General features: G+C 59.2%; 17 protein-coding genes. 7 read left to right on the plus strand and 10 right to left on the minus strand.

Annotated elements, in window-relative coordinates:
* Positions 1–44: 44 nt before the first annotated feature.
* The 8 genes from rseP to rpsB all read right to left on the minus strand — a co-directional run bounded on the left by rseP (position 45) and on the right by rpsB (position 7,493).
* Entirely contained in the window at positions 45–1,397 is a 1,353-nt protein-coding gene (gene rseP / locus F8N12_RS08695; RefSeq protein WP_150580093.1) for a sigma E protease regulator RseP, read from the minus strand.
* Positions 1,398–1,431: 34 nt separating this feature from the next.
* Entirely contained in the window at positions 1,432–2,622 is a 1,191-nt protein-coding gene (gene ispC / locus F8N12_RS08700; protein WP_150580094.1) for a 1-deoxy-D-xylulose-5-phosphate reductoisomerase, read from the minus strand.
* The gene (locus F8N12_RS08705; protein ID WP_150580095.1) at positions 2,619–3,425 is read right to left on the minus strand and encodes a phosphatidate cytidylyltransferase; all 807 of its coding nucleotides are present in this window, start codon (positions 3,423–3,425) and stop codon (positions 2,619–2,621) included. Before F8N12_RS08705 ends, ispC begins: the two co-directional genes overlap by 4 nt.
* On the minus strand, positions 3,425–4,180 hold the full coding sequence (gene uppS / locus F8N12_RS08710) for a polyprenyl diphosphate synthase (protein WP_150580096.1): 756 nt from the start codon (positions 4,178–4,180) through the stop codon (positions 3,425–3,427). The genes F8N12_RS08705 and uppS overlap by 1 nt, the downstream gene beginning before the upstream one ends.
* Positions 4,181–4,193: 13 nt before the next feature.
* Positions 4,194–4,751 (minus strand): ribosome recycling factor, encoded by a 558-nt coding sequence (gene frr, locus F8N12_RS08715; protein ID WP_150580097.1) that lies wholly within the window; start codon positions 4,749–4,751, stop codon positions 4,194–4,196.
* Positions 4,748–5,491 (minus strand): UMP kinase, encoded by a 744-nt coding sequence (gene pyrH / locus F8N12_RS08720; protein WP_003172271.1) that lies wholly within the window; start codon positions 5,489–5,491, stop codon positions 4,748–4,750. Before pyrH ends, frr begins: the two co-directional genes overlap by 4 nt.
* Before the next feature lie 208 nt (positions 5,492–5,699).
* The gene (gene tsf, locus F8N12_RS08725; protein WP_028622556.1) at positions 5,700–6,563 is read right to left on the minus strand and encodes a translation elongation factor Ts; all 864 of its coding nucleotides are present in this window, start codon (positions 6,561–6,563) and stop codon (positions 5,700–5,702) included.
* 192 nt (positions 6,564–6,755) lie between these two features.
* Positions 6,756–7,493, minus strand: a complete 738-nt coding sequence (gene rpsB, locus F8N12_RS08730; protein ID WP_008028964.1) for a 30S ribosomal protein S2 — start codon at positions 7,491–7,493, stop codon at positions 6,756–6,758.
* Positions 7,494–7,866: 373 nt separating this feature from the next.
* Here rpsB and map point away from each other — a divergent pair, with 373 nt between their 5' ends.
* From map to dapC, 3 genes are all read left to right on the plus strand, one after another.
* Positions 7,867–8,649, plus strand: coding sequence for a type I methionyl aminopeptidase (gene map, locus F8N12_RS08735; RefSeq protein ID WP_150580098.1), 783 nt, complete (start codon positions 7,867–7,869; stop codon positions 8,647–8,649).
* A 44-nt stretch (positions 8,650–8,693) separates the two neighbouring features.
* A complete protein-coding gene (locus F8N12_RS08740; RefSeq protein ID WP_150580099.1) occupies positions 8,694–11,396 on the plus strand; it encodes a [protein-PII] uridylyltransferase in 2,703 nt (900 codons plus the stop codon).
* A gap of 229 nt (positions 11,397–11,625) precedes the next feature.
* The gene (gene dapC / locus F8N12_RS08750) at positions 11,626–12,825 is read left to right on the plus strand and encodes a succinyldiaminopimelate transaminase (protein ID WP_150580100.1); all 1,200 of its coding nucleotides are present in this window, start codon (positions 11,626–11,628) and stop codon (positions 12,823–12,825) included.
* Between the two features lie 21 nt (positions 12,826–12,846).
* Here dapC and F8N12_RS08755 read toward each other — a convergent pair whose 3' ends face one another.
* Positions 12,847–14,478 (minus strand): Na+/H+ antiporter, encoded by a 1,632-nt coding sequence (locus tag F8N12_RS08755; protein WP_150580101.1) that lies wholly within the window; start codon positions 14,476–14,478, stop codon positions 12,847–12,849.
* A 317-nt stretch (positions 14,479–14,795) separates the two neighbouring features.
* Here F8N12_RS08755 and F8N12_RS08760 point away from each other — a divergent pair, with 317 nt between their 5' ends.
* The 4 genes from F8N12_RS08760 (at position 14,796) to F8N12_RS08775 (ending at position 17,920) form a co-directional block, all read left to right on the plus strand.
* Positions 14,796–15,104, plus strand: a complete 309-nt coding sequence (locus tag F8N12_RS08760) for an arsenate reductase (protein ID WP_412072137.1) — start codon at positions 14,796–14,798, stop codon at positions 15,102–15,104.
* 31 nt (positions 15,105–15,135) lie between these two features.
* The gene (dapD, locus tag F8N12_RS08765; protein ID WP_150580103.1) at positions 15,136–16,170 is read left to right on the plus strand and encodes a 2,3,4,5-tetrahydropyridine-2,6-dicarboxylate N-succinyltransferase; all 1,035 of its coding nucleotides are present in this window, start codon (positions 15,136–15,138) and stop codon (positions 16,168–16,170) included.
* A 143-nt stretch (positions 16,171–16,313) separates the two neighbouring features.
* Complete coding sequence (locus F8N12_RS08770) at positions 16,314–17,519, plus strand: aminotransferase class V-fold PLP-dependent enzyme (protein ID WP_150580104.1); 1,206 nt, start codon at positions 16,314–16,316, stop codon at positions 17,517–17,519.
* Positions 17,516–17,920 (plus strand): SufE family protein, encoded by a 405-nt coding sequence (locus tag F8N12_RS08775; protein WP_150580105.1) that lies wholly within the window; start codon positions 17,516–17,518, stop codon positions 17,918–17,920. The genes F8N12_RS08770 and F8N12_RS08775 overlap by 4 nt, the downstream gene beginning before the upstream one ends.
* Positions 17,921–18,026: 106 nt before the next feature.
* On the opposite strand, the gene tcdA is transcribed toward F8N12_RS08775, so the two are convergent.
* On the minus strand, positions 18,027–18,845 hold the full coding sequence (gene tcdA, locus F8N12_RS08780) for a tRNA cyclic N6-threonylcarbamoyladenosine(37) synthase TcdA (RefSeq protein WP_150580106.1): 819 nt from the start codon (positions 18,843–18,845) through the stop codon (positions 18,027–18,029).
* Positions 18,846–18,990: the final 145 nt, after the last annotated feature.

Here is an 18,990-nt window from a genome sequence, read left to right on the forward strand (position 1 = left end):
ACAAACTGCCGCAAAATGCGGCAGATTCGCAATTCGGCGAAGCGTTACAGTCGACCCAGATCATTGACCAGAGCAAGCAACATCACCCCGACCACCAAACTGATACCGATCTGTATCCCCCAACCCTGCACCCGATCCGACAAGGGACGACCACGCGCCCATTCGATCAGATAAAACAACAAATGCCCCCCATCCAGTACTGGAATGGGCAGCAAATTCAGAACACCCAGGCTAATACTCAGATAAGCAAGGAAATTCAGGAAATCAGCGACACCCGACTGGGCAGAAGCGCCCGCCACTTTAGCAATGGTTATCGGTCCACTCAAGTTTTTTACCGAGAGCTCGCCGAACAACATTTTCTTGAGCGAATCGAGGGTCAGGATGCTCATGGTCCAAGTGCGTCGAGCCCCTTCGCCAATTGCAGCCAACGGACCGTAACTGACCTCGCGAATCATCTCCGGCGGCCAGTCGATCGCTTTTACGCCAGCGCCCAGGTAACCGCTCGGCGCTTTGCTCTCGCCACGAGCAGCCAACATCACAGGGACGTCGATTTGAGCACTGTCGCGCTCGACTCGCAGCATGATTTTGGTATCGGGATGCATCCGCACCGTGTCGACCACTTGCTGCCAATCATCCACGGCCTTGCCGTCGAGCGCGAGCAAGCGATCACCGGTTTTCAGGCCAGCAGCCTGGGCCGGACCTTTCGGGTCGAGCTCTGCAAGCACCGGCGGCAATGCCGGACGCCACGGGCGAATCCCCAGCGAGCGAATCGGATCCGGCTCGTCGGCGCCTTTGAGCCATTCATTCAACACCAGCTCTCGAGGCGTGTCTGCCGTGGAGCCTTGTTCGCGCACCAACACTTGCAGCGAACCACTCTCACCAAGCCGACGAACCAACTGCAGGTTGACCGCACTCCAGCCAGTGGTCGCTTCGCCGTCGATGGCAACGATTTCCTGGCCGGCATTCAAACCGGCCTTGGCGGCAATGCTGCCGGACTCGACGGCACCAATGACAGGACGCACCTGCTCGCTGCCGAGCATCGCCAAAACCCAGAAAAAAATCAGTGCCAGTAAAAAGTTGGCAATCGGGCCGGCCGCGACAATGGCGATGCGTTGGCGCACCGACTTGCGATTGAAAGACTGGTCGAGCTGATCGAGCGGGACTTCACCCTCGCGCTCGTCGAGCATCTTCACGTAGCCGCCCAGCGGGATGGCGGCGACCACGAACTCGGTGCCTTGCTTGTCGTGCCAGCGCAGCAACGGCATGCCGAAACCTACGGAGAAACGCAACACCTTGACCCCGCAGCGACGCGCGACCCAAAAATGGCCGAACTCGTGGAAGGTAACCAGCACACCCAAGGCTATCAGGGTGCCGACAATCATATAGAGCGCGCTCATTTACTTTCTCCGCATTCTTGTCGAGTGCTGCATGCTATCGCCCGTGGCGACTCAACCATTGTCCGGCAAGAACCCGCGCTTTCGCGTCGGCCGTAAACACTGCCTCGAGGTCATCCACCGCAACCACCGGCTCGAGATTCAAGACTTCTTCGATGATACTCGCGATTTCCAGGTAGCGAACCCGCCCGTCGAGAAACGCGGCGACCGCCACTTCATTGGCGGCATTGAGCATTGCCGGGGCACTGTCGCCCGCCTCGGCTGCTTGCCGCGCCAGGCGCAAGCAAGGAAAACGCTGCTCGTCCGGCGCCTGAAAATCCAGACGGGCGATGGCAAACAGATCCAGCGGCGCCACCCCCGAATCAATACGCTCCGGCCAGGCCAGCGCATTTGATATAGGTGTGCGCATGTCGGGGTTACCCAACTGCGCCAGAACCGAGCCGTCGATATAGTCGACCAGCGAATGAATCACGCTCTGCGGATGAATCACAACCTCGACCTGCGACGGTTTTGCATCGAACAGCCAGCAGGCTTCGATGAGTTCCAGGCCCTTGTTCATCATGCTCGCCGAATCGACCGAAATCTTGCGGCCCATCGACCAGGTCGGGTGCGCGCAGGCCTGCTCGGGGGAAACATGCTCCAGGTCGGCCAAGGGCGTCTGCCGGAACGGACCGCCCGAGGCTGTCAGCAAAATCCGCCGGACACCCACCGCGCCAAGACCGCGGGAAAAGTCCGGCGGCATGCATTGAAAAATTGCGTTGTGCTCGCTGTCGATCGGCAGCAATACCGAGCCGCTTTTGCGCACGGCCTGCATGAACAAGGCACCGGACATGACCAGTGCTTCTTTATTGGCCAGCAGGATTTTCTTTCCGGCCTCGACCGCAGCCAATGTCGGACGCAAACCCGCCGCACCGACGATGGCCGCCATTACCGTATCGACTTCAGGATCAGACGCCACCTGACACAGACCTGCCTCTCCAACCAACACCCGGGTGGGGAGGCCGGCAACGCGCAAATCGTCTTGAAGAGTACGAGCAGCAGCCAACTCCGGCACCACCGCAAAGCGCGGCGCATGGCGCACGCACAATGCCAGCAACTCACTGAGGCGAGTGAAGCCACTCACAGCAAACACTTGGTAACGATCGGGATGCCTGGCAATGACATCGAGCGTGTTCAGACCAATCGAACCGGTGGCGCCAAGAACCGTAACCTGCTGAGGGCGACTCACGGCGCCGCCATCCACAACAACACAGCGAAGACCGGAATCGCAGCCGTCAGGCTATCAATGCGATCCAGTACGCCGCCGTGACCGGGCAGCAGATTACTGCTGTCCTTGATGCCGGACTGACGCTTGAACATGCTTTCAGTCAAATCGCCAACCACCGAGATGAACACGATAATCGCGGCGCCGATCAGACCGGTGAGGATCTGGCCGAAGCTCCAGTCACGAAACACACCGACGATAGCGGTCAGTACCAGGCTCAGCGCGAGACCGCCGTAGACACCTTCCCAGCTTTTGCCGGGACTGACGTGCGGAGCCAGTTTGCGTTTGCCAAATTTGCGCCCGGAGAAGTACGCGCCGATGTCGGCACCCCAGACCAGCACCATCACCGCCATGATCAGCCAGTTGCCCAATGGCGCCTGCTTGATCTGGACCAGACCTTGCCAGGCAGGCAGCAGGACCAGCAGACCGATCACCAGCTTGCAGGCGGCACTCGACCAATGCGCAGCCGAACCTGGATAAGTCAGCACCAGATATGTAGCCACCGCCCACCACAGCACGGCAGCCCCCAGCACCCAAGGTGCAAGGCCTGGCAGGATGTGCATGAAAAACAACATCACCGCGACAAGCGCAGCGTATCCAACGCGGGCCGACTGCGCGGCAAAACCTGCCAGGCGGGCCCACTCCCACGCGCCGAGCGTCACGACCAGCCCGATAAACAGGGCAAACCCGGTACCCTCAAGCAGGAAAAAGCCGCACAAGGCAATCGGCAGCAGGATCAGTGCAGTGATGATTCGTTGTTTAAGCATTAAACCCGGGCTCCAGCCTCGACCTGCTCGCTCGTTTTACCGAAGCGACGCTGGCGAGAAGCGAAATCGGCCAGCGCGGTGCGCATGGCGTCGTGTTTGAAGTCCGGCCAGAACAGGTCGGAGAAGTACAACTCGGCGTAAGCCAGCTGCCACAGCAGAAAATTACTGATGCGATGTTCGCCACCGGTACGGATGCACAGGTCCGGCAACGGCAGATCGCCGGTTGCCAGACAGGTTTGCAGCAGTTCCGGGGTGATGTCTTCCGGACGCAGATGCCCGGCCTGGACTTCGCGCGCCAGACGCTGCGCAGCCTGCGCGATGTCCCACTGACCACCGTAGTTGGCGGCGATTTGCAGGACAAAGCGGTTGGAGCCCGCCGTCATGGCCTCGGCCTCGCGCATGGCGACTTGCAGTTCCGGATGGAAGCGCGAGCGGTCGCCAATGATGCGCAGGCTGATGTTGTTGTCGTTGAGACGCTTGGCCTCGCGACGCAACGCCTTGAAAAACAGGTCCATCAAGGCGCTGACTTCATCCGCCGGACGCTGCCAGTTCTCGCTGGAGAAGGCAAACAGGGTCAACACCTCGACCTTGGCCTCGGCACACACCTCGATCACTGCACGAACGGCATCTACGCCGGCTTTATGCCCGGCGACACCCGGCATAAAGCGTTTTTTCGCCCAGCGATTGTTACCATCCATGATGATCGCGACATGGCGCGGCACCGCGGACGGCGCAGCCTGCTTGGTCTTTTCCATGAAAACGCGACCCTTATACGGCCATCAGGTCCGCTTCTTTTTGCTTGGTCGCTGCGTCGATATCGGCCTCAGCCTTATCGGTGAGCTTCTGGATATCGGTAGCAGCACGACGCTCTTCGTCTTCGCTGATTTCCTTGTCCTTGACCAGTTTTTTCAATTCACCCAATGCATCGCGACGAATGTTGCGCACGGCAACACGGGCGTCCTCGGCAGCGCTGCGAGCCTGCTTGGTGAAGCCCTTGCGGGTTTCTTCGGTCAGAGCAGGCATGGAGATCAGCAGCAACTCACCCAGGTTGGTCGGGTTGAGGTTCAAACCGGCGCTCTGGATCGCCTTGTCGACGGCAGCCAGCATATTGCGCTCGAATGCCACGACCTGGAGAGTGCGGGAGTCTTTTACAGTGACGTTGGCAACGCCGCTCAACGGGGTGTCGGCGCCATAGTAAGGCACCATTACGCTGCCCAGGATGCTTGGGTGAGCCTTGCCGGTACGAATCTGACCAAACGCGTGGGACAGAGATTCCAGGGATTTTTGCATGCGCTCTTGAGCGTCTTTCTTGATGTCGTTGATCATTGTTGGCCTTCCTCGATCAGGGTCCCTTCAGCGCCGCCATGTACGATGTTCAGCAGGGCGCCGGGCTTGTTCATGTTAAATACGCGCAATGGCATCTTGTGGTCGCGGCACAGGCAAATGGCCGTCAGATCCATCACGCCCAGCTTGCGATCCAGCACTTCATCATAAGTCAGATGATCGAACTTCTCGGCATGCGGGTCTTTGAACGGGTCAGCGGTGTAGACGCCATCGACCTTGGTCGCCTTGAGCACAACATCGGCGTCGATTTCGATTGCACGCAGGCAGGCTGCCGAATCCGTGGTGAAGAAAGGATTACCGGTACCGGCCGCAAAAATCACCACTTCCTTGGCGTTCAAATGGCGCATTGCTTTGCGACGATCGTAGTGATCAGTCACGCCAACCATGGAAATGGCCGACATCACGATGGCTGAGATATTGGCACGTTCCAGCGCATCGCGCATGGCCAGGGCGTTCATCACAGTGGCCAGCATGCCCATGTGATCTCCGGTAACCCGATCCATGCCGGCCGCGCTCAGCGCGGCACCGCGGAACAGGTTGCCGCCGCCGATCACCAGTCCGACCTGAACGCCGATGCCGACCAATTGGCCAACTTCCAGCGCCATGCGATCCAGGACTTTCGGATCGATCCCGAACTCTTCCGAGCCCATCAGGGCCTCGCCGCTAAGCTTGAGTAGAATGCGTTTATAGCGAGCCTGATAACCACTGCCCTGCTGAGCCATTGCGAATCTCTCCTGCGGCGTATTTTAAAAATTCTTTGCTAGCTGTTTACAGCTGGCGTTCACTCTAGCTTGGCGCTGCTTCAGCGCCATCGGAACATGGCTTTGTAAGCCAGTTCCTCAAGGAAACCAACAAAAATTGGTACCCCATCTGAAAAGAGGCTGCGCGCGTTAGCGGGCAGCCTCTTCAGGGCGACAGTTGAAAACTGTCTTATTGCTTGGCGGCAGCCAGCTGGGCAGCAACTTCTTCAGCGAAGTTGTCGACCGGCTTCTCGATGCCTTCGCCTACTTTGAAGTAGGTGAAAGAAACGATTTCAGCACCGGCTTTCTTGGCCAGTTCGCCAACCTTGATTTCAGGGTTCTTGACGAACGCCTGCTCAACCAGGCTTGCTTCAGCCAGGAACTTGCTGATGCGGCCTTTGACCATGTTTTCAACGATGTTCTCTGGCTTGCCAGCGATTTTGTCAGCGTTGAGGGTCAGGAATACGCCTTTCTCGCGCTCTACCGCTTCAGCGGAAACTTCCGATGGCAGCAGGAATTCCGGGTTGGTAGCCGCTACGTGCATGGCGATGTCTTTGGCCAGCTCAACGTCGCCGCCCTTCAGAACAACTGCAACACCGATCTTGTTGCCGTGCAGGTAACCACCAACAACATCACCTTCCACGCGAGCCAGGCGACGGATGTTGACGTTTTCGCCAACCTTGCCGACCAGTACCAGGCGATCAGCTTCTTGAGCTTCGATCAGCGGAGCGACGTCAGTCAGCTTGTCAGCGAAGGCTTTTTCAACGCTGGAAGCGACGAATGCCTTGAAGTCGTCCTGCAAAGCCAGGAAGTCGGTCTGCGAGTTCACTTCCAGCAGAACAGCGGACTTGCCGTCTTCTTTAAGAGCGATTGCGCCTTCAGCAGCAACGTTGCCTGCTTTCTTGGCAGCCTTGATGGCGCCCGAAGCACGCATGTCATCAATGGCTTTTTCGATGTCGCCGCCAGCCTTGGTCAAGGCCTTTTTGCAGTCCATCATGCCTTCGCCAGTACGCTCGCGCAGTTCTTTGACCAACGCTGCAGTAATCTCTGCCATTTCAAAATCCTCTTGGATAGGTTTTCAACCATTCCACCCGATCGATCGGGCGATCAATTCTTCCCCAACCACCCCTGTTAGCAGCTGCAAATTACAAATACTGTAAATGCGCCACCGGACAAATGGTTTTCGAGGTGGCAAAAAGGGGGCCAAGCCCCCTTTTTGCTTACTGAGTCAACGCCAGGGCGTCAATTACTCAGCTGCAGCTGCCGGAGCTTCTTCAACGAACTGCTCGGTGCCGCCAGCAACGTGGTTGCGACCGCGGATAACTGCGTCAGCCATCGAACCCATGTACAACTGGATAGCGCGGATTGCGTCATCGTTGCCCGGGATGATGTAGTCAACGCCTTCCGGGCTGCTGTTGGTATCGACGACGCCAATAACCGGGATGCCCAGCTTGTTGGCTTCGGTGATCGCGATGCGCTCGTGATCAACGTCGATAACGAACAGTGCGTCTGGCAGACCGCCCATGTCCTTGATACCACCCAGGGAACGATCGAGCTTCTCAAGATCGCGGGAGCGCATCAGCGCTTCTTTCTTGGTCAGCTTGGCGAACGTACCGTCTTCGGCTTGCACTTCAAGGTCACGCAGACGCTTGATGGAAGCACGGATGGTTTTGAAGTTGGTCAGCATGCCGCCCAACCAGCGGTGATCGACGTACGGCGAACCGCAACGTGCTGCTTCTTCAGCAACGATCTTGCCAGCGGAACGCTTGGTGCCGACGAACAGAATCTTGTTTTTGCCCTGGGCCAGACGCTCTACGAAAGTCAAAGCTTCGTTGAACATTGGCAGGGTTTTTTCAAGGTTGATAATGTGGATCTTGTTACGCGCGCCGAAAATGTACTTGCCCATTTTCGGGTTCCAGTAACGGGTCTGGTGGCCGAAGTGCACACCGGCCTTCAGCATATCGCGCATGTTGACTTGGGACATGATAGTTCCTTAATAAGTCGGGTTTGGCCTCCACGTATCCCAATGACCAACCAGCAGCATCAGCTGAAGGCACCCAGGTCATCGTGTCGACACGTGTGTGGATTTAAGCCTTCCGAGGTATCCCCGGAAAGCGGCGCATTTTATATCACAAGCCTGTAAAAAACGGAACCCGGATTCTCGATTCCTGATGCGCGCGTTCGCAGGCGCGCTTGGAATCACTCACCAATGCGCCTATCTATAAGGAGAAGCGACGTATAGAGGCTCAGATTTGCCCTTGTCGTCTGTTAGAATCGCGTTTTTCGGGCGGCGAGGATGCAATCGCACTTTGCCCGTTTCGTTTTAGCAAGCGCCCTCGAGCGCAGAGAGAGCCTGTATGACCGTCACCTTCAAAACACCGGAGGACATCGCAAAAATGCGTGTCGCCGGCAAACTGGCCGCCGATGTGCTGGAAATGATTGCCGAACATGTCAAACCCGGCGTCACCACGGAAGAGCTGGACCGCATTTGCCATGACTACATCGTCAACGAGCAAAAAGCCATCCCTGCCCCGCTCAACTACAAGGGCTACCCGAAGTCGATCTGCACCTCGATCAACCACGTGGTTTGCCACGGCATACCCAACGAGAAGCCGTTGAAAGACGGCGACACGCTGAACATTGACGTCACCGTGATCAAGGATGGTTACCACGGCGACACCAGCCGCATGTTCCACGTCGGTACGGTTCCGGTCTGGGCAGAGCGTCTTTCTCAAGTGACACAGGAATGCATGTACAAGGCGATCGAACTGGTCAAACCCGGCTGCCGCCTGGGCGATATCGGTGAAGTCATCCAGAAGCACGCGGAAAAAAATGGCTTTTCGGTGGTCCGCGAATTCTGCGGACACGGCATCGGCAAGGTGTTTCACGAGGAACCGCAGATCCTGCACTACGGCCGCGCGGGTACCGGCATGGAACTGCAAGCCGGCATGACGTTCACCATCGAGCCAATGATCAACCAGGGCAAGGCCGACACCAAGGTATTGGGCGACGGCTGGACCGCGATCACCAAGGATCGCAAGCTGTCGGCGCAGTGGGAACACACCCTGCTGGTCACCGAAACCGGTTACGAGATTTTCACCTTGCGGGCCGACGACACCATCGCGCGCATCTCGGCCTGATCCAGTCCTACTACCCCTAGCCTTATAGACAGGAATGCCAATCGATGCCGCAGGTGGATCCCGAACTCTTCGACCGTGGCCAGTTTCAGGCTGAACTGGCCCTGAAGGCCAGCCCGATCGCCGCTTTCAAGAAAGCGATCCGCCAGGCCCGCGAGGTGCTCGACGGGCGCTTTCGCAGCGGCCGGGAGATTCGCCGGCTGATCGAGGACCGTGCCTGGTTCGTCGACAACATCCTGCAAAAGGCCTGGGAGCAGTTTGACTGGAGCGAGGACGCCGACATCGCGCTGGTCGCGGTCGGCGGCTACGGCCGCGGCGAGCTGCACCCTTACTCCGATATCGACTTGCTGATTCTGCTGGACAGCGCCGACCACGAGATTTTTCGTGATTCCATCGAGCGTTTTCTGACCCTGCTGTGGGACATCGGCCTGGAAGTCGGTCAGAGCGTTCGCTCGGTGGACGAATGCGCAATTGAAGCCCGCGCCGACCTGACAGTGATCACCAACCTGATGGAAAGCCGCACCATTGCCGGGCCCGAGCGCTTGCGTCAGCGCATGCTGGATGTCACCAGCACCGCGCGGATGTGGCCGAGCAAGGAATTCTTCCTGGCCAAACGCGCCGAGCAGAAAGCCCGTCACCACAAGTACAACGACACTGAATACAACCTGGAACCCAACGTCAAAGGCTCACCCGGGGGCCTGCGCGATATCCAGACGATTCTGTGGGTGGCGCGTCGCCAATACGGCACCCTCAACCTCCGGGCGCTGGCTGGCGAAGGTTTTCTGGTCGAGAGCGAAAACACTCTGCTGGCCTCGTCCCAGGAGTTCCTGTGGAAAGTGCGTTACGCTCTGCACATGCTCGCCGGTCGCTCCGAAGACCGCTTGCTGTTCGATCATCAGCGTTCCATCGCCGGGCTGCTGGGGTTCGAAGGCGATGACGCCAAACAAGCCATCGAAAACTTCATGCAACAGTATTATCGAGTGGTCATGAGCATCGCCCAGCTCAGTGACCTGATCATCCAGCACTTCGAAGAAGTGATCCTCGCCCCCGAGGACGAAGCGCCGCCGACGCCCATCAATTCGCGGTTCCAGCTTCACGATGGCTACATCGAAGCGCGCAACGACAACGTGTTCCGCCGCACGCCGTTTGCCATGCTCGAAATCTTCGTGCTGATGGCCCAGCAGCCGGAAATCAAAGGCGTGCGTGCCGACACCATTCGCCTGCTACGGGAAAATCGCCATCTGATTGACGATGATTTCCGCAACGACATTCGCAACACCAGCCTGTTCATCGAACTGTTCAAGTGCAAAATCGGCATCCACCGCAACCTGCGCAGGATGAACCGCTACGGCATCCTCGGACGTTATCTGCCGGAATTCGGTTTTATCGTCGGCCAGATGCAGCATGACCTGTTCCACATTTATACCGTCGATGCGCACACGCTCAACTTGATCAAGCACTTGCGTAAGTTGCAGTACACCCAGGTGTCAGAAAAATTCCCGCTGGCCAGCAAGCTCATGGCCAAGCTGCCCAAGCCCGAACTGATATACCTCGCCGGCCTGTACCACGACATTGGCAAGGGACGGCATGGCGATCACTCGGAGATCGGCGCGGTGGATGCCGAGGCTTTCTGCCAGCGCCATCAACTGCCTGTGTGGGACAGTCGCCTGATTGTCTGGCTGGTGCAAAACCATCTGGTGATGTCGACCACCGCTCAGCGCAAGGACCTGTCTGACCCGCAGGTGATCCACGACTTCGCACAGATCGTCGGCGACGAAACGCACCTGGATTACCTGTATGTACTGACCGTCGCCGACATCAATGCAACCAACCCGACGCTGTGGAATTCCTGGCGCGCGAGCCTGTTGCGTCAGCTGTACACCGAGACCAAGCGGGCCTTGCGCCGCGGCCTGGAAAACCCGGTGGATCGTGAAATGCAGATCCGCCAGACGCAGAGCGCAGCGCTGGACATTCTGGTGCGCGGCGGGACGGACCCGGACGACGTCGAACAGTTGTGGTCGCAACTGGGCGATGACTATTTCCTGCGGCACACGGCCGGCGATGTTGCCTGGCACACCGACGCCATCCTCCAGCAGCCGGCCGATGGCGGCCCGCTGGTGCTGATCAAGGAGACCACTCAGCGCGAATTCGAAGGCGGCACGCAGATCTTCATCTATGCACCGGACCAGCACGACTTCTTCGCCGTGACGGTGGCTGCCATGGATCAGCTCAACCTGAACATTCACGACGCGCGAGTCATCACCTCGAGCAGCCAGTTCACCCTCGACACCTACATTGTGCTCGACACGGACGGCGATTCGATCGGCGACAATCCGACGCGAGTCAAACAGATCCGCGAAGGCCTGACTGAGGCCCTGCGTAACCCGGACGATTATCCGACGATCATCCAGCGTCGGGTGCCGCGCCAGCTCAAACATTTCGCGTTTGCGCCGCAGGTAACCATCCACAACGACGCCCAGCGCCCGGTGACCGTGCTGGAACTCAGCGCGCCGGATCGCCCGGGACTGCTAGCGCGGATCGGAACGATTTTCCTCGAGTTCGACCTGTCGCTGCAAAATGCCAAGATCGCCACGTTGGGCGAGCGCGTGGAAGACGTGTTCTTCATTACCGATGCCAACAATCAGCAACTGTCCGACCCATTGTTGTGCAGCCGTTTGCAGGATGCAATCGTCGAACAGCTGACAGTGAGCCAGGAACCCGAGATCAATTTGTCGCGTATCAGTATTTGAACCAAACCACTTTTCCTGTGGGAACGGACTTGGCGAGGCGAGCTTATTGTGGCGAGGGGGCTCGCCCCCGTTCGGCTGCGAAGCAGTCGTAAACCATTGCACGCGGTAGGCCTGTAAGACCGCGCTCTCAGGTTTAGGGGCCGCTTCGCAGCCCAACGGGGGCAAGCCCCCTCGCCACAAAAGCCGTGGAACCGCCTGTTACTCCCACATTCAAAGAGACCCCGCACCGATGAACAATGCTCTGAACCAGTTGCAGCCCTACCCGTTCGAGAAGCTCCGCGCCCTGCTCGGCAGTGTCACGCCTAACCCGGACAAGCGCCCGATCGCACTGTCCATCGGCGAGCCGAAGCACCGTTCGCCAGGCTTCGTCGCCGAAGCGTTGGCGAGCAATCTGGATCAGATGGCCGTCTACCCGACCACCCTCGGCGTTCCGGCTTTGCGCGAAGCCATTGCCGCCTGGTGCGAACGTCGTTTCGATGTACCCACTGGCTGGCTCGATCCGGCGCGCAATGTGCTGCCGGTCAACGGCACGCGTGAAGCGCTGTTCGCCTTCACTCAAACCGTGGTCAACCGGGGCGATGACGCGCTGGTGGTCAGCCCCAATCCCTTCTATCAGATCTACGAAGGTGCGGCCTTCCTTGCCGGGGCCAAACCGCACTACCTGCCGTGCCTGGATGAAAACGGCTTCAACCCGGATTTCGACGCCGTTTCGCCAGACATCTGGAAGCGTTGCCAGATCCTGTTCCTCTGCTCGCCCGGCAACCCGACAGGCGCGCTGATTCCGGTCGAAACCCTGAAAAAACTCATCGCGCTGGCTGATGAGTTCGACTTCGTGATCGCCGCTGACGAATGCTATAGCGAGCTGTACTTCGACGAACAAACGCCGCCGCCGGGTCTGCTCAGCGCCTGCGTGGAACTGGGTCGCAAAGACTTCAAGCGTTGCGTGGTTTTTCACAGCCTGTCCAAGCGTTCCAATCTGCCGGGCCTGCGCTCGGGGTTCGTCGCCGGCGATGCCGATATTCTCAAAGGCTTCCTGCTTTACCGCACTTACCATGGCTGTGCGATGCCGGTGCAGACGCAACTGGCCAGCGTGGCCGCGTGGAATGACGAAGCTCACGTGCGCGCCAACCGCGACCTGTACCGTGAAAAATACGATGCTGTTCTGGAAATTCTCGGCCCGGTCATGGACGTGCAGCGACCGGACGGTGGCTTCTATCTGTGGCCGAATGTAAATGGCGATGACGAAGCGTTCTGCCGTGATCTGTTTGTTCAACAGCACGTGACCGTGGTGCCGGGGTCTTACCTGTCCCGCGAAGTTGACGGTTTTAACCCCGGTGCCGGCCGCGTGCGCCTGGCGCTGGTTGCACCGTTGGCGGAATGTGTTGAGGCCGCCGAGCGCATTCGGGACTTCGTTCAGCGCCGCAAGTAACCCTCATTGCGGTCACCAGAGTCACTTCACCTGTCCCAGGTTGGCTTCGCTCAGGTCCAGATCCGCAAGGACTTCCCTGAGCACGTCATCACCGATCTGGTGAAGTCGACTGAGTTTGTATAACTCCAGGCGTTGCGCTCGCAGCGCCTTGAGTCGCAGGCGCCGTTCCAGCAAATCCATCTGGAATGCCAGCGCCTGGGCTTCAGCCGAATCGTTGAATACTTCCAGCTGATGGCGATATTCGGACATGATCCGACCCTTGAGTTCAGTGGCCAACGCGGCCTCGGCGGCATCCTGGGGTTTGGCCTCCTCGGCTTCCAGTGCATGAATCGCAGCTTCGGCAGTCTTGCGCCAGGCATCGCGCACTTCGCCGCGGCGCTGGTCGTCCGGGCTTTTTTGGATGCCACGCAACAACATCGGCAACGCGATACACGCTGCGATCAATGACAGCAGAATCACCCCGGCCGCGATGAAAATCAGTAAATCGCGTTCGGGAAACGCAGCGCCGCCCATTAGCATCGGCACCGACAACACGCCGGCCAACGTCACCGCTCCGCGCACGCCCCCCATCGTCAGCAACCAGCACGAGCGCGCAGTCGGCACCTGCGTCATGTGCCCCTTTCCGCGCAGGCGGCGCAGCAGACCCGAGAGGCGCCAGATGCTTTGCACCCAGACGAATCGCAACACCAGCAGCACCAGGAAAATCGCTACCACATCCAGGCAGCGGTAGAGCAATGTCGGCCACAGGGACGTTTCGTGGCTGACCACCGCTTTGATGATGTCCGGTAATTGCAGGCCCAGCAGGAGGAAGATCAGGCCGTTGAAGGCGAATTCCAGCAGCGACCAGACGCTGCGATTAAGTAACCGCGTGCTGGTTTGACGCGGCAGCAAATCGAGCCAGCTTTGCATCATGCCGGCGGCGACGGCTGAAAGAATCCCCGAGGCGCCGAGGCGTTCGGCCAGCACGTAGGCAGCAAACGGCAACAGCAACATGAACACCACATGGGTCGCCGGATCGTCCCAGCCGCGCGCAACCATCCACGAGCGCAAGCGCCCGACCAGCCAGCTCAAGGCTACACCGACTGTCAGGCCACCAACGGCCACCAACACGAACGTCACGCTGGCGTTGGCCAGGGAGAACACTCCAGTGACCGCTGCCGCCAAGGCAAATTTGAAAGTCACCAGGCCAGAGGCATCGTTCATCAAGGCCTCGCCCTGCAACATGTGCATCAGCGGCGTTGGCAGACGGTTTTGCGAAATAGCCGAGACAGCCACGGCATCCGTCGGCGACAACACCGCCGCGAGAGCAAACGCCACCGGCAACGGAATGCTCGGAATCAGCCAGTGAATGAAATAACCGGCGCCGACCACCGTGAACAGGACCAACCCGACCGCCAGGGTCAGGATCGGCCCGCGCAGACGCCACAATTCGCGCTTGGGCATGCGCCAGCCATCGGAAAACAGCAGCGGTGGCAGGAACAGGAAAAGGAACAATTCCGGATCGAGGGCAACATGCAGCCCAAGCGTCGGCCAGGCGAGCAAGGCGCCAGCAGCGATCTGCACCAAGGGCAACGGTAACGGAATCACACGTCCAACCAAGCGCGAGACGCTGACCAGCATCAACAGGATCAGGACGGTGTAGGCAGTTTGCATAAAGCGGGGTTCCGACTGTCGGCAACATGAAGTGCCATATTAGCCGCTTACACTGGTCACCTGCCGTTACACCAATGTCGCACGCCGCCAAGACCCCGGTGGGAGCGAGCCTGCTCGCGAAGATGATGTACCACCCAACGCCCATGATGATCGAATCCCCGCTTCCGAGAGCAAACTGGCTGCCACAGGTTTTATCCGCTAACCGACGGGTCATGGCATAATCCTTCACCTTTTTTTTCAGCACCTGTAAAGGGGGCAATTCCTTGACCGTTTCAAGCAAAACGTTGCACCTTTTCGGCATCAAAGCCTGCGACACCATGAAAAAGGCGCGCACCTGGCTCGATGAACACGCTGTCAGCTATGAATTTCATGATTACAAAACGGCCGGAATCGACCGTCAACACTTGACCCAATGGTGCGACGAGCACGGCTGGCAAGTGGTGTTGAACCGTGCAGGCACGACCTTTCGCAAGCTCGAAGACGAACGCAAAGCCGATCTCGACCAGTCGAAAGCCATCGAGTTGATGCTCGCCCAACCCTCGATGATCAAGCGCCCGGTGCTTGATCTCGGTGACCGAACCCTGATTGGCTTCAAGCCAGATATCTACGCGGCTGCCATCAAGTAAGCAGCCCGATCAATTTGTTAGAGGTATTTACATGTCCACTACCCTGTTCAGCCTGGCCTTTGGTGTCGGCACGCAAAACCGTCAAGGCGCATGGCTGGAAGTGTTTTACGCGCAGCCGCTGCTGAATCCGCCAGCCGACGTGGTTGCGGCCGTAGCGCCAGTGCTGGGTTATAGCGAAGGCAACCAGGCCATCACCTTCACCACCACCCAGGCTTCGCAAATGGCCGACGCGCTCAAAGGCATTGACGCCGTTCAAGCCGCGCTGCTGACCCGTCTGGCCGAAAGCCACAAGCCACTGGTCGCGACCTTGCTGGCTGACGACGCACAATTGTCGTCGACGCCAGAGGCTTACCTCAAACTGCACCTGCTGTCCCATCGCCTGGTCAAGCCGCACGGCCTGAACCTCGCCGGGATTTTCCCGTTGCTGCCGAACGTGGCCTGGACCAGCCAGGGTGCGATCGACCTGGCCGAAGTGGCCGAGCGTCAACTGGAAGCGCGTCTGCGTGGCGATCTGCTGGAAGTGTTCTCGGTCGACAAATTCCCGAAAATGACCGACTACGTGGTCCCGGCCGGCGTGCGTATCGCCGATGCTGCCCGTCTGCGCCTGGGCGCTTACGTGGGTGAAGGCACCACTGTGATGCACGAAGGGTTCGTCAACTTCAACGCCGGCACCGAAGGCCCTGGCATGATCGAAGGCCGCGTGTCTGCGGGCGTGTTCGTCGGCAAGGGTTCGGACCTGGGCGGCGGCTGCTCGACCATGGGCACCCTGTCGGGCGGCGGCAACATTGTGATCAAGGTCGGCGAAGGCTGCCTGATCGGCGCCAACGCCGGTATCGGCATTCCATTGGGCGACCGCAACACCGTCGAGTCGGGCCTGTACGTCACCGCGGGCACCAAAGTCGCGCTGCTGGACGAAAACAATGCGCTGGTCAAAGTGGTCAAGGCGCGTGAGCTGGCCGGCCAGCCGGACCTGCTGTTCCGGCGCAATTCGGAGACCGGTGCGGTGGAATGCAAAACCCACAAATCGGCTATCGAATTGAACGAAGCGCTGCACGCTCACAACTAAGCGCAGCGTCGAACGATGCCCTGACCTGTAGGAGCGAAGCTTGCTCGCGGAGCTTTGGATGGCTTCAAAGACGCCATCGCGAGCAAACTTTTTGCTCCTACAAGGTTTGGCCTACCTGCCCATGTTCACCAGGGCCGCATTCCATGATGATTCCCTCCCCTTGGCGCGCCGACTTTCCGGCCATTGCCGCGCTGCAGCGGCAGGACCAGACCTATCTGGACAACGCCGCCACCACGCAAAAACCGCAAGCCCTGATAGATGCGCTCACGCACTACTACGCTAATGGCGCGGCTAACGTGCACCGTGCGCAGCACTTGCCCGGCGCCCATGCGACTCAAGCGTTCGAGAACAGCCGGAGCAAAGTCGCACAATGGTTGAATGCAGGCGACAGCGGGCAGATCATCTTTACCCACGGCGCGACCTCTGCACTGAATCTCCTCGCTTATGGACTGGAGCATGTATTCAATCCGGGCGATGAAATCGCCATCAGCGCCCTGGAGCATCACGCCAACCTGCTGCCATGGCAGCAACTGGCCCACCGTCGCGGCGCGAAACTGGTGATTCTGCCGCTGGATCACAACGGCTTGATCGACCTTGATGCTGCCGCAGCGTTGATCGGGCCGCGCACTCGTTTACTGGCGGTCAGTCAGCTGTCCAACGTGCTCGGTGCGTGGCAGCCTCTGCCTGCGCTGCTGACGATGGCCAAAGCCCATGACGCACTGAGCGTGATCGATGGCGCGCAAGGTGTGGTCCACGGCCGGCACGACGTGCAGGCGTTGGGGTGCGACTTCTACGTGTTTTCCAGCCACAAGTTGTATGGGCCGGATGGGCTGGGCGTGGTGTTCGCTCGCAATGATGCGCTGCCTCGAGTGCGTCATTGGCAGTTCGGCGGCGAAATGGTGCTGGACGCGGATTATCAAAGCGCGCGCTTTCGCCCGGCCCCGTTGGGATTCGAAGCCGGCACGCCGCCAATCGCCAGTGTGATCGGGCTCGGCGCGACGCTGGATTATCTGGCCGGACTGGATCAGGACGCCGTGTCTGCCCATGAAGCAGCGCTGCATGATTATTTGATCAAAGGTCTTGAGGCACGCAACGGCATACGCTTGCTCGGCAAGCCGCAACTGGCGTTAGCCAGTTTTGTCGTCGAGGGTGTGCATAACTCCGATCTCGCGCATTTGCTGACCGAACAAGGCATCGCTGTGCGCGCCGGTCATCACTGCGCCATGCCGTTGCTGAAAAGCTTCGAACTGGCGGGGGCGATTCGGGTGTCGCTGGCGTTGTATAACGACTCGCAAGACCTCGAACGATTTTTTGAAGCGCTGGATCAGGCCCTGGAGCTGTTGCGATGAGTTTGCCTGCCGAGGCGGTCGCTGCGCTGGATGTATTTCAGAATGCAGCGGGTTGGGAACAACGCGCGCGCCTGCTGATGCAATGGGGTGATCGGCTGCCGGCGTTAAGCGACGCCGACAAGATTGAAGCCAATCGCGTGCATGGCTGTGAAAGTCAGGTGTGGTTGGTCGGAGCGTTAGTGAACGGTCATTGGCAATTCGCCGCGAACAGCGATGCACGATTGATACGCGGATTGGTGGCGTTGCTGCTGGCGCGGGTCAACGGGTTGTCGGCCAGTGAGTTGCGGGCGGTGGATTTGCCGGAGTGGTTTGCGCAACTCGGCTTGTCGCGACAACTGTCACCTTCGCGCAGTAATGGCCTCAACGCGGTGCTTCAGCGGATGAATGAGTTGGCGGGTTGATCGCCATCGCGAGCAGGCTCGCTCCCACAGTTGATCGGGTCCGCGGAGAGAACCCGGCCCAACGTGGGAGTGAGCCTGCTCGCGATGGCATCTTCTGCCGCAACCATCAAACCGCCGGCTTCACCCGATCTGCCAGCCGCCGCACGCCTGCCACAATCTTGTCCACAGCCTTGGTGGCGGCGACCATGCCGAAGGTTGCCGTCACCATCATCACCGCGCCAAAGCCGCCGGCGCAGTCAAGCTTCACGCCATCGCCGACAAAGCTCTTCTGCAAACAAATGCTGCCATCCGGTTTCGGGTAGCGCAGTTGTTCGGTAGAAAATACGCAAGGCACGCTGTAGTGGCGAGTCACGGTGCGGGAGAAATTGTAATCGCGGCGCAACGTGGAGCGTACTTTCGACGCCAGCGGGTCGTTGAACGTGCGGTTCAAATCGCAGACCTGGATCAGCGTCGGATCAATCTGGCCGCCCGCGCCGCCGGTGGTGATGATCTGAATCTTGCGACGTTTGCACCAGGCGATCAGCGCCGCTTTGGCGTTGACGCTGTCGATGCAGTCGATCACGCAATCAATGTTCGGCGTGATGTACTCGGCCATGGTCTCGCGCGTGACGAAATCCGCCACGGCGTGCACCACGCAGTCCGGATTGATGCCGCGCAGGCGCTCGGCCATCACTTCGACCTTGGGCTTGCCGACGGTGCTGTCCAGCGCGTGCAACTGACGGTTGGCGTTACTGACGCAGACATCGTCCAGATCGAACAACGAAATTTCGCCCACGCCACACCGTGCGATGGCTTCCGCCGCCCAGGAACCAACCCCGCCAACGCCGACGATCGCCACGTGCGCGGCGCGCAAGCGTTCAAGGCCTTCGATGCCGTACAAACGGGCGATACCTGCAAACCGCGGATCTTCTGTGCTCATGACCATTACCTGAAAAACCGGCGCGCATTATAGGGCCGTCGGCGGCCAAGAGCATCTTTGCTCTATGAACGGCTTTATTCAGGCAAGACAGAACCAAGAATTGTCCTACAAGGTCCAATCCAAGAACTTACGGCAAGTTCGACTGCCCAAC

This window comes from Pseudomonas fluorescens (genome assembly GCF_902497625.1).
GTDB lineage: Bacteria > Pseudomonadota > Gammaproteobacteria > Pseudomonadales > Pseudomonadaceae > Aquipseudomonas > Aquipseudomonas fluorescens_BQ.

What these genes read in the sequence shown, in the direction of transcription:
- rseP (WP_150580093.1), bottom strand. Translation starts at nt 1,397, where the DNA reads ATGAGCGCGCTCTATATGATTGTCGGCACCCTGATAGCCTTGGGTGTG.
- F8N12_RS08705 (WP_150580095.1), bottom strand. Translation starts at nt 3,425, where the DNA reads ATGCTTAAACAACGAATCATCACTGCACTGATCCTGCTGCCGATTGCC.
- uppS (WP_150580096.1), bottom strand. Translation starts at nt 4,180, where the DNA reads ATGGAAAAGACCAAGCAGGCTGCGCCGTCCGCGGTGCCGCGCCATGTC.
- frr (WP_150580097.1), bottom strand. Translation starts at nt 4,751, where the DNA reads ATGATCAACGACATCAAGAAAGACGCTCAAGAGCGCATGCAAAAATCC.
- pyrH (WP_003172271.1), bottom strand. Translation starts at nt 5,491, where the DNA reads ATGGCTCAGCAGGGCAGTGGTTATCAGGCTCGCTATAAACGCATTCTA.
- tsf (WP_028622556.1), bottom strand. Translation starts at nt 6,563, where the DNA reads ATGGCAGAGATTACTGCAGCGTTGGTCAAAGAACTGCGCGAGCGTACT.
- rpsB (WP_008028964.1), bottom strand. Translation starts at nt 7,493, where the DNA reads ATGTCCCAAGTCAACATGCGCGATATGCTGAAGGCCGGTGTGCACTTC.
- map (WP_150580098.1), top strand. Translation starts at nt 7,867, where the DNA reads ATGACCGTCACCTTCAAAACACCGGAGGACATCGCAAAAATGCGTGTC.
- F8N12_RS08740 (WP_150580099.1), top strand. Translation starts at nt 8,694, where the DNA reads ATGCCGCAGGTGGATCCCGAACTCTTCGACCGTGGCCAGTTTCAGGCT.
- dapC (WP_150580100.1), top strand. Translation starts at nt 11,626, where the DNA reads ATGAACAATGCTCTGAACCAGTTGCAGCCCTACCCGTTCGAGAAGCTC.
- F8N12_RS08755 (WP_150580101.1), bottom strand. Translation starts at nt 14,478, where the DNA reads ATGCAAACTGCCTACACCGTCCTGATCCTGTTGATGCTGGTCAGCGTC.
- F8N12_RS08760 (WP_412072137.1), top strand. Translation starts at nt 14,796, where the DNA reads ATGAAAAAGGCGCGCACCTGGCTCGATGAACACGCTGTCAGCTATGAA.
- dapD (WP_150580103.1), top strand. Translation starts at nt 15,136, where the DNA reads ATGTCCACTACCCTGTTCAGCCTGGCCTTTGGTGTCGGCACGCAAAAC.
- F8N12_RS08770 (WP_150580104.1), top strand. Translation starts at nt 16,314, where the DNA reads ATGATGATTCCCTCCCCTTGGCGCGCCGACTTTCCGGCCATTGCCGCG.
- F8N12_RS08775 (WP_150580105.1), top strand. Translation starts at nt 17,516, where the DNA reads ATGAGTTTGCCTGCCGAGGCGGTCGCTGCGCTGGATGTATTTCAGAAT.
- tcdA (WP_150580106.1), bottom strand. Translation starts at nt 18,845, where the DNA reads ATGGTCATGAGCACAGAAGATCCGCGGTTTGCAGGTATCGCCCGTTTG.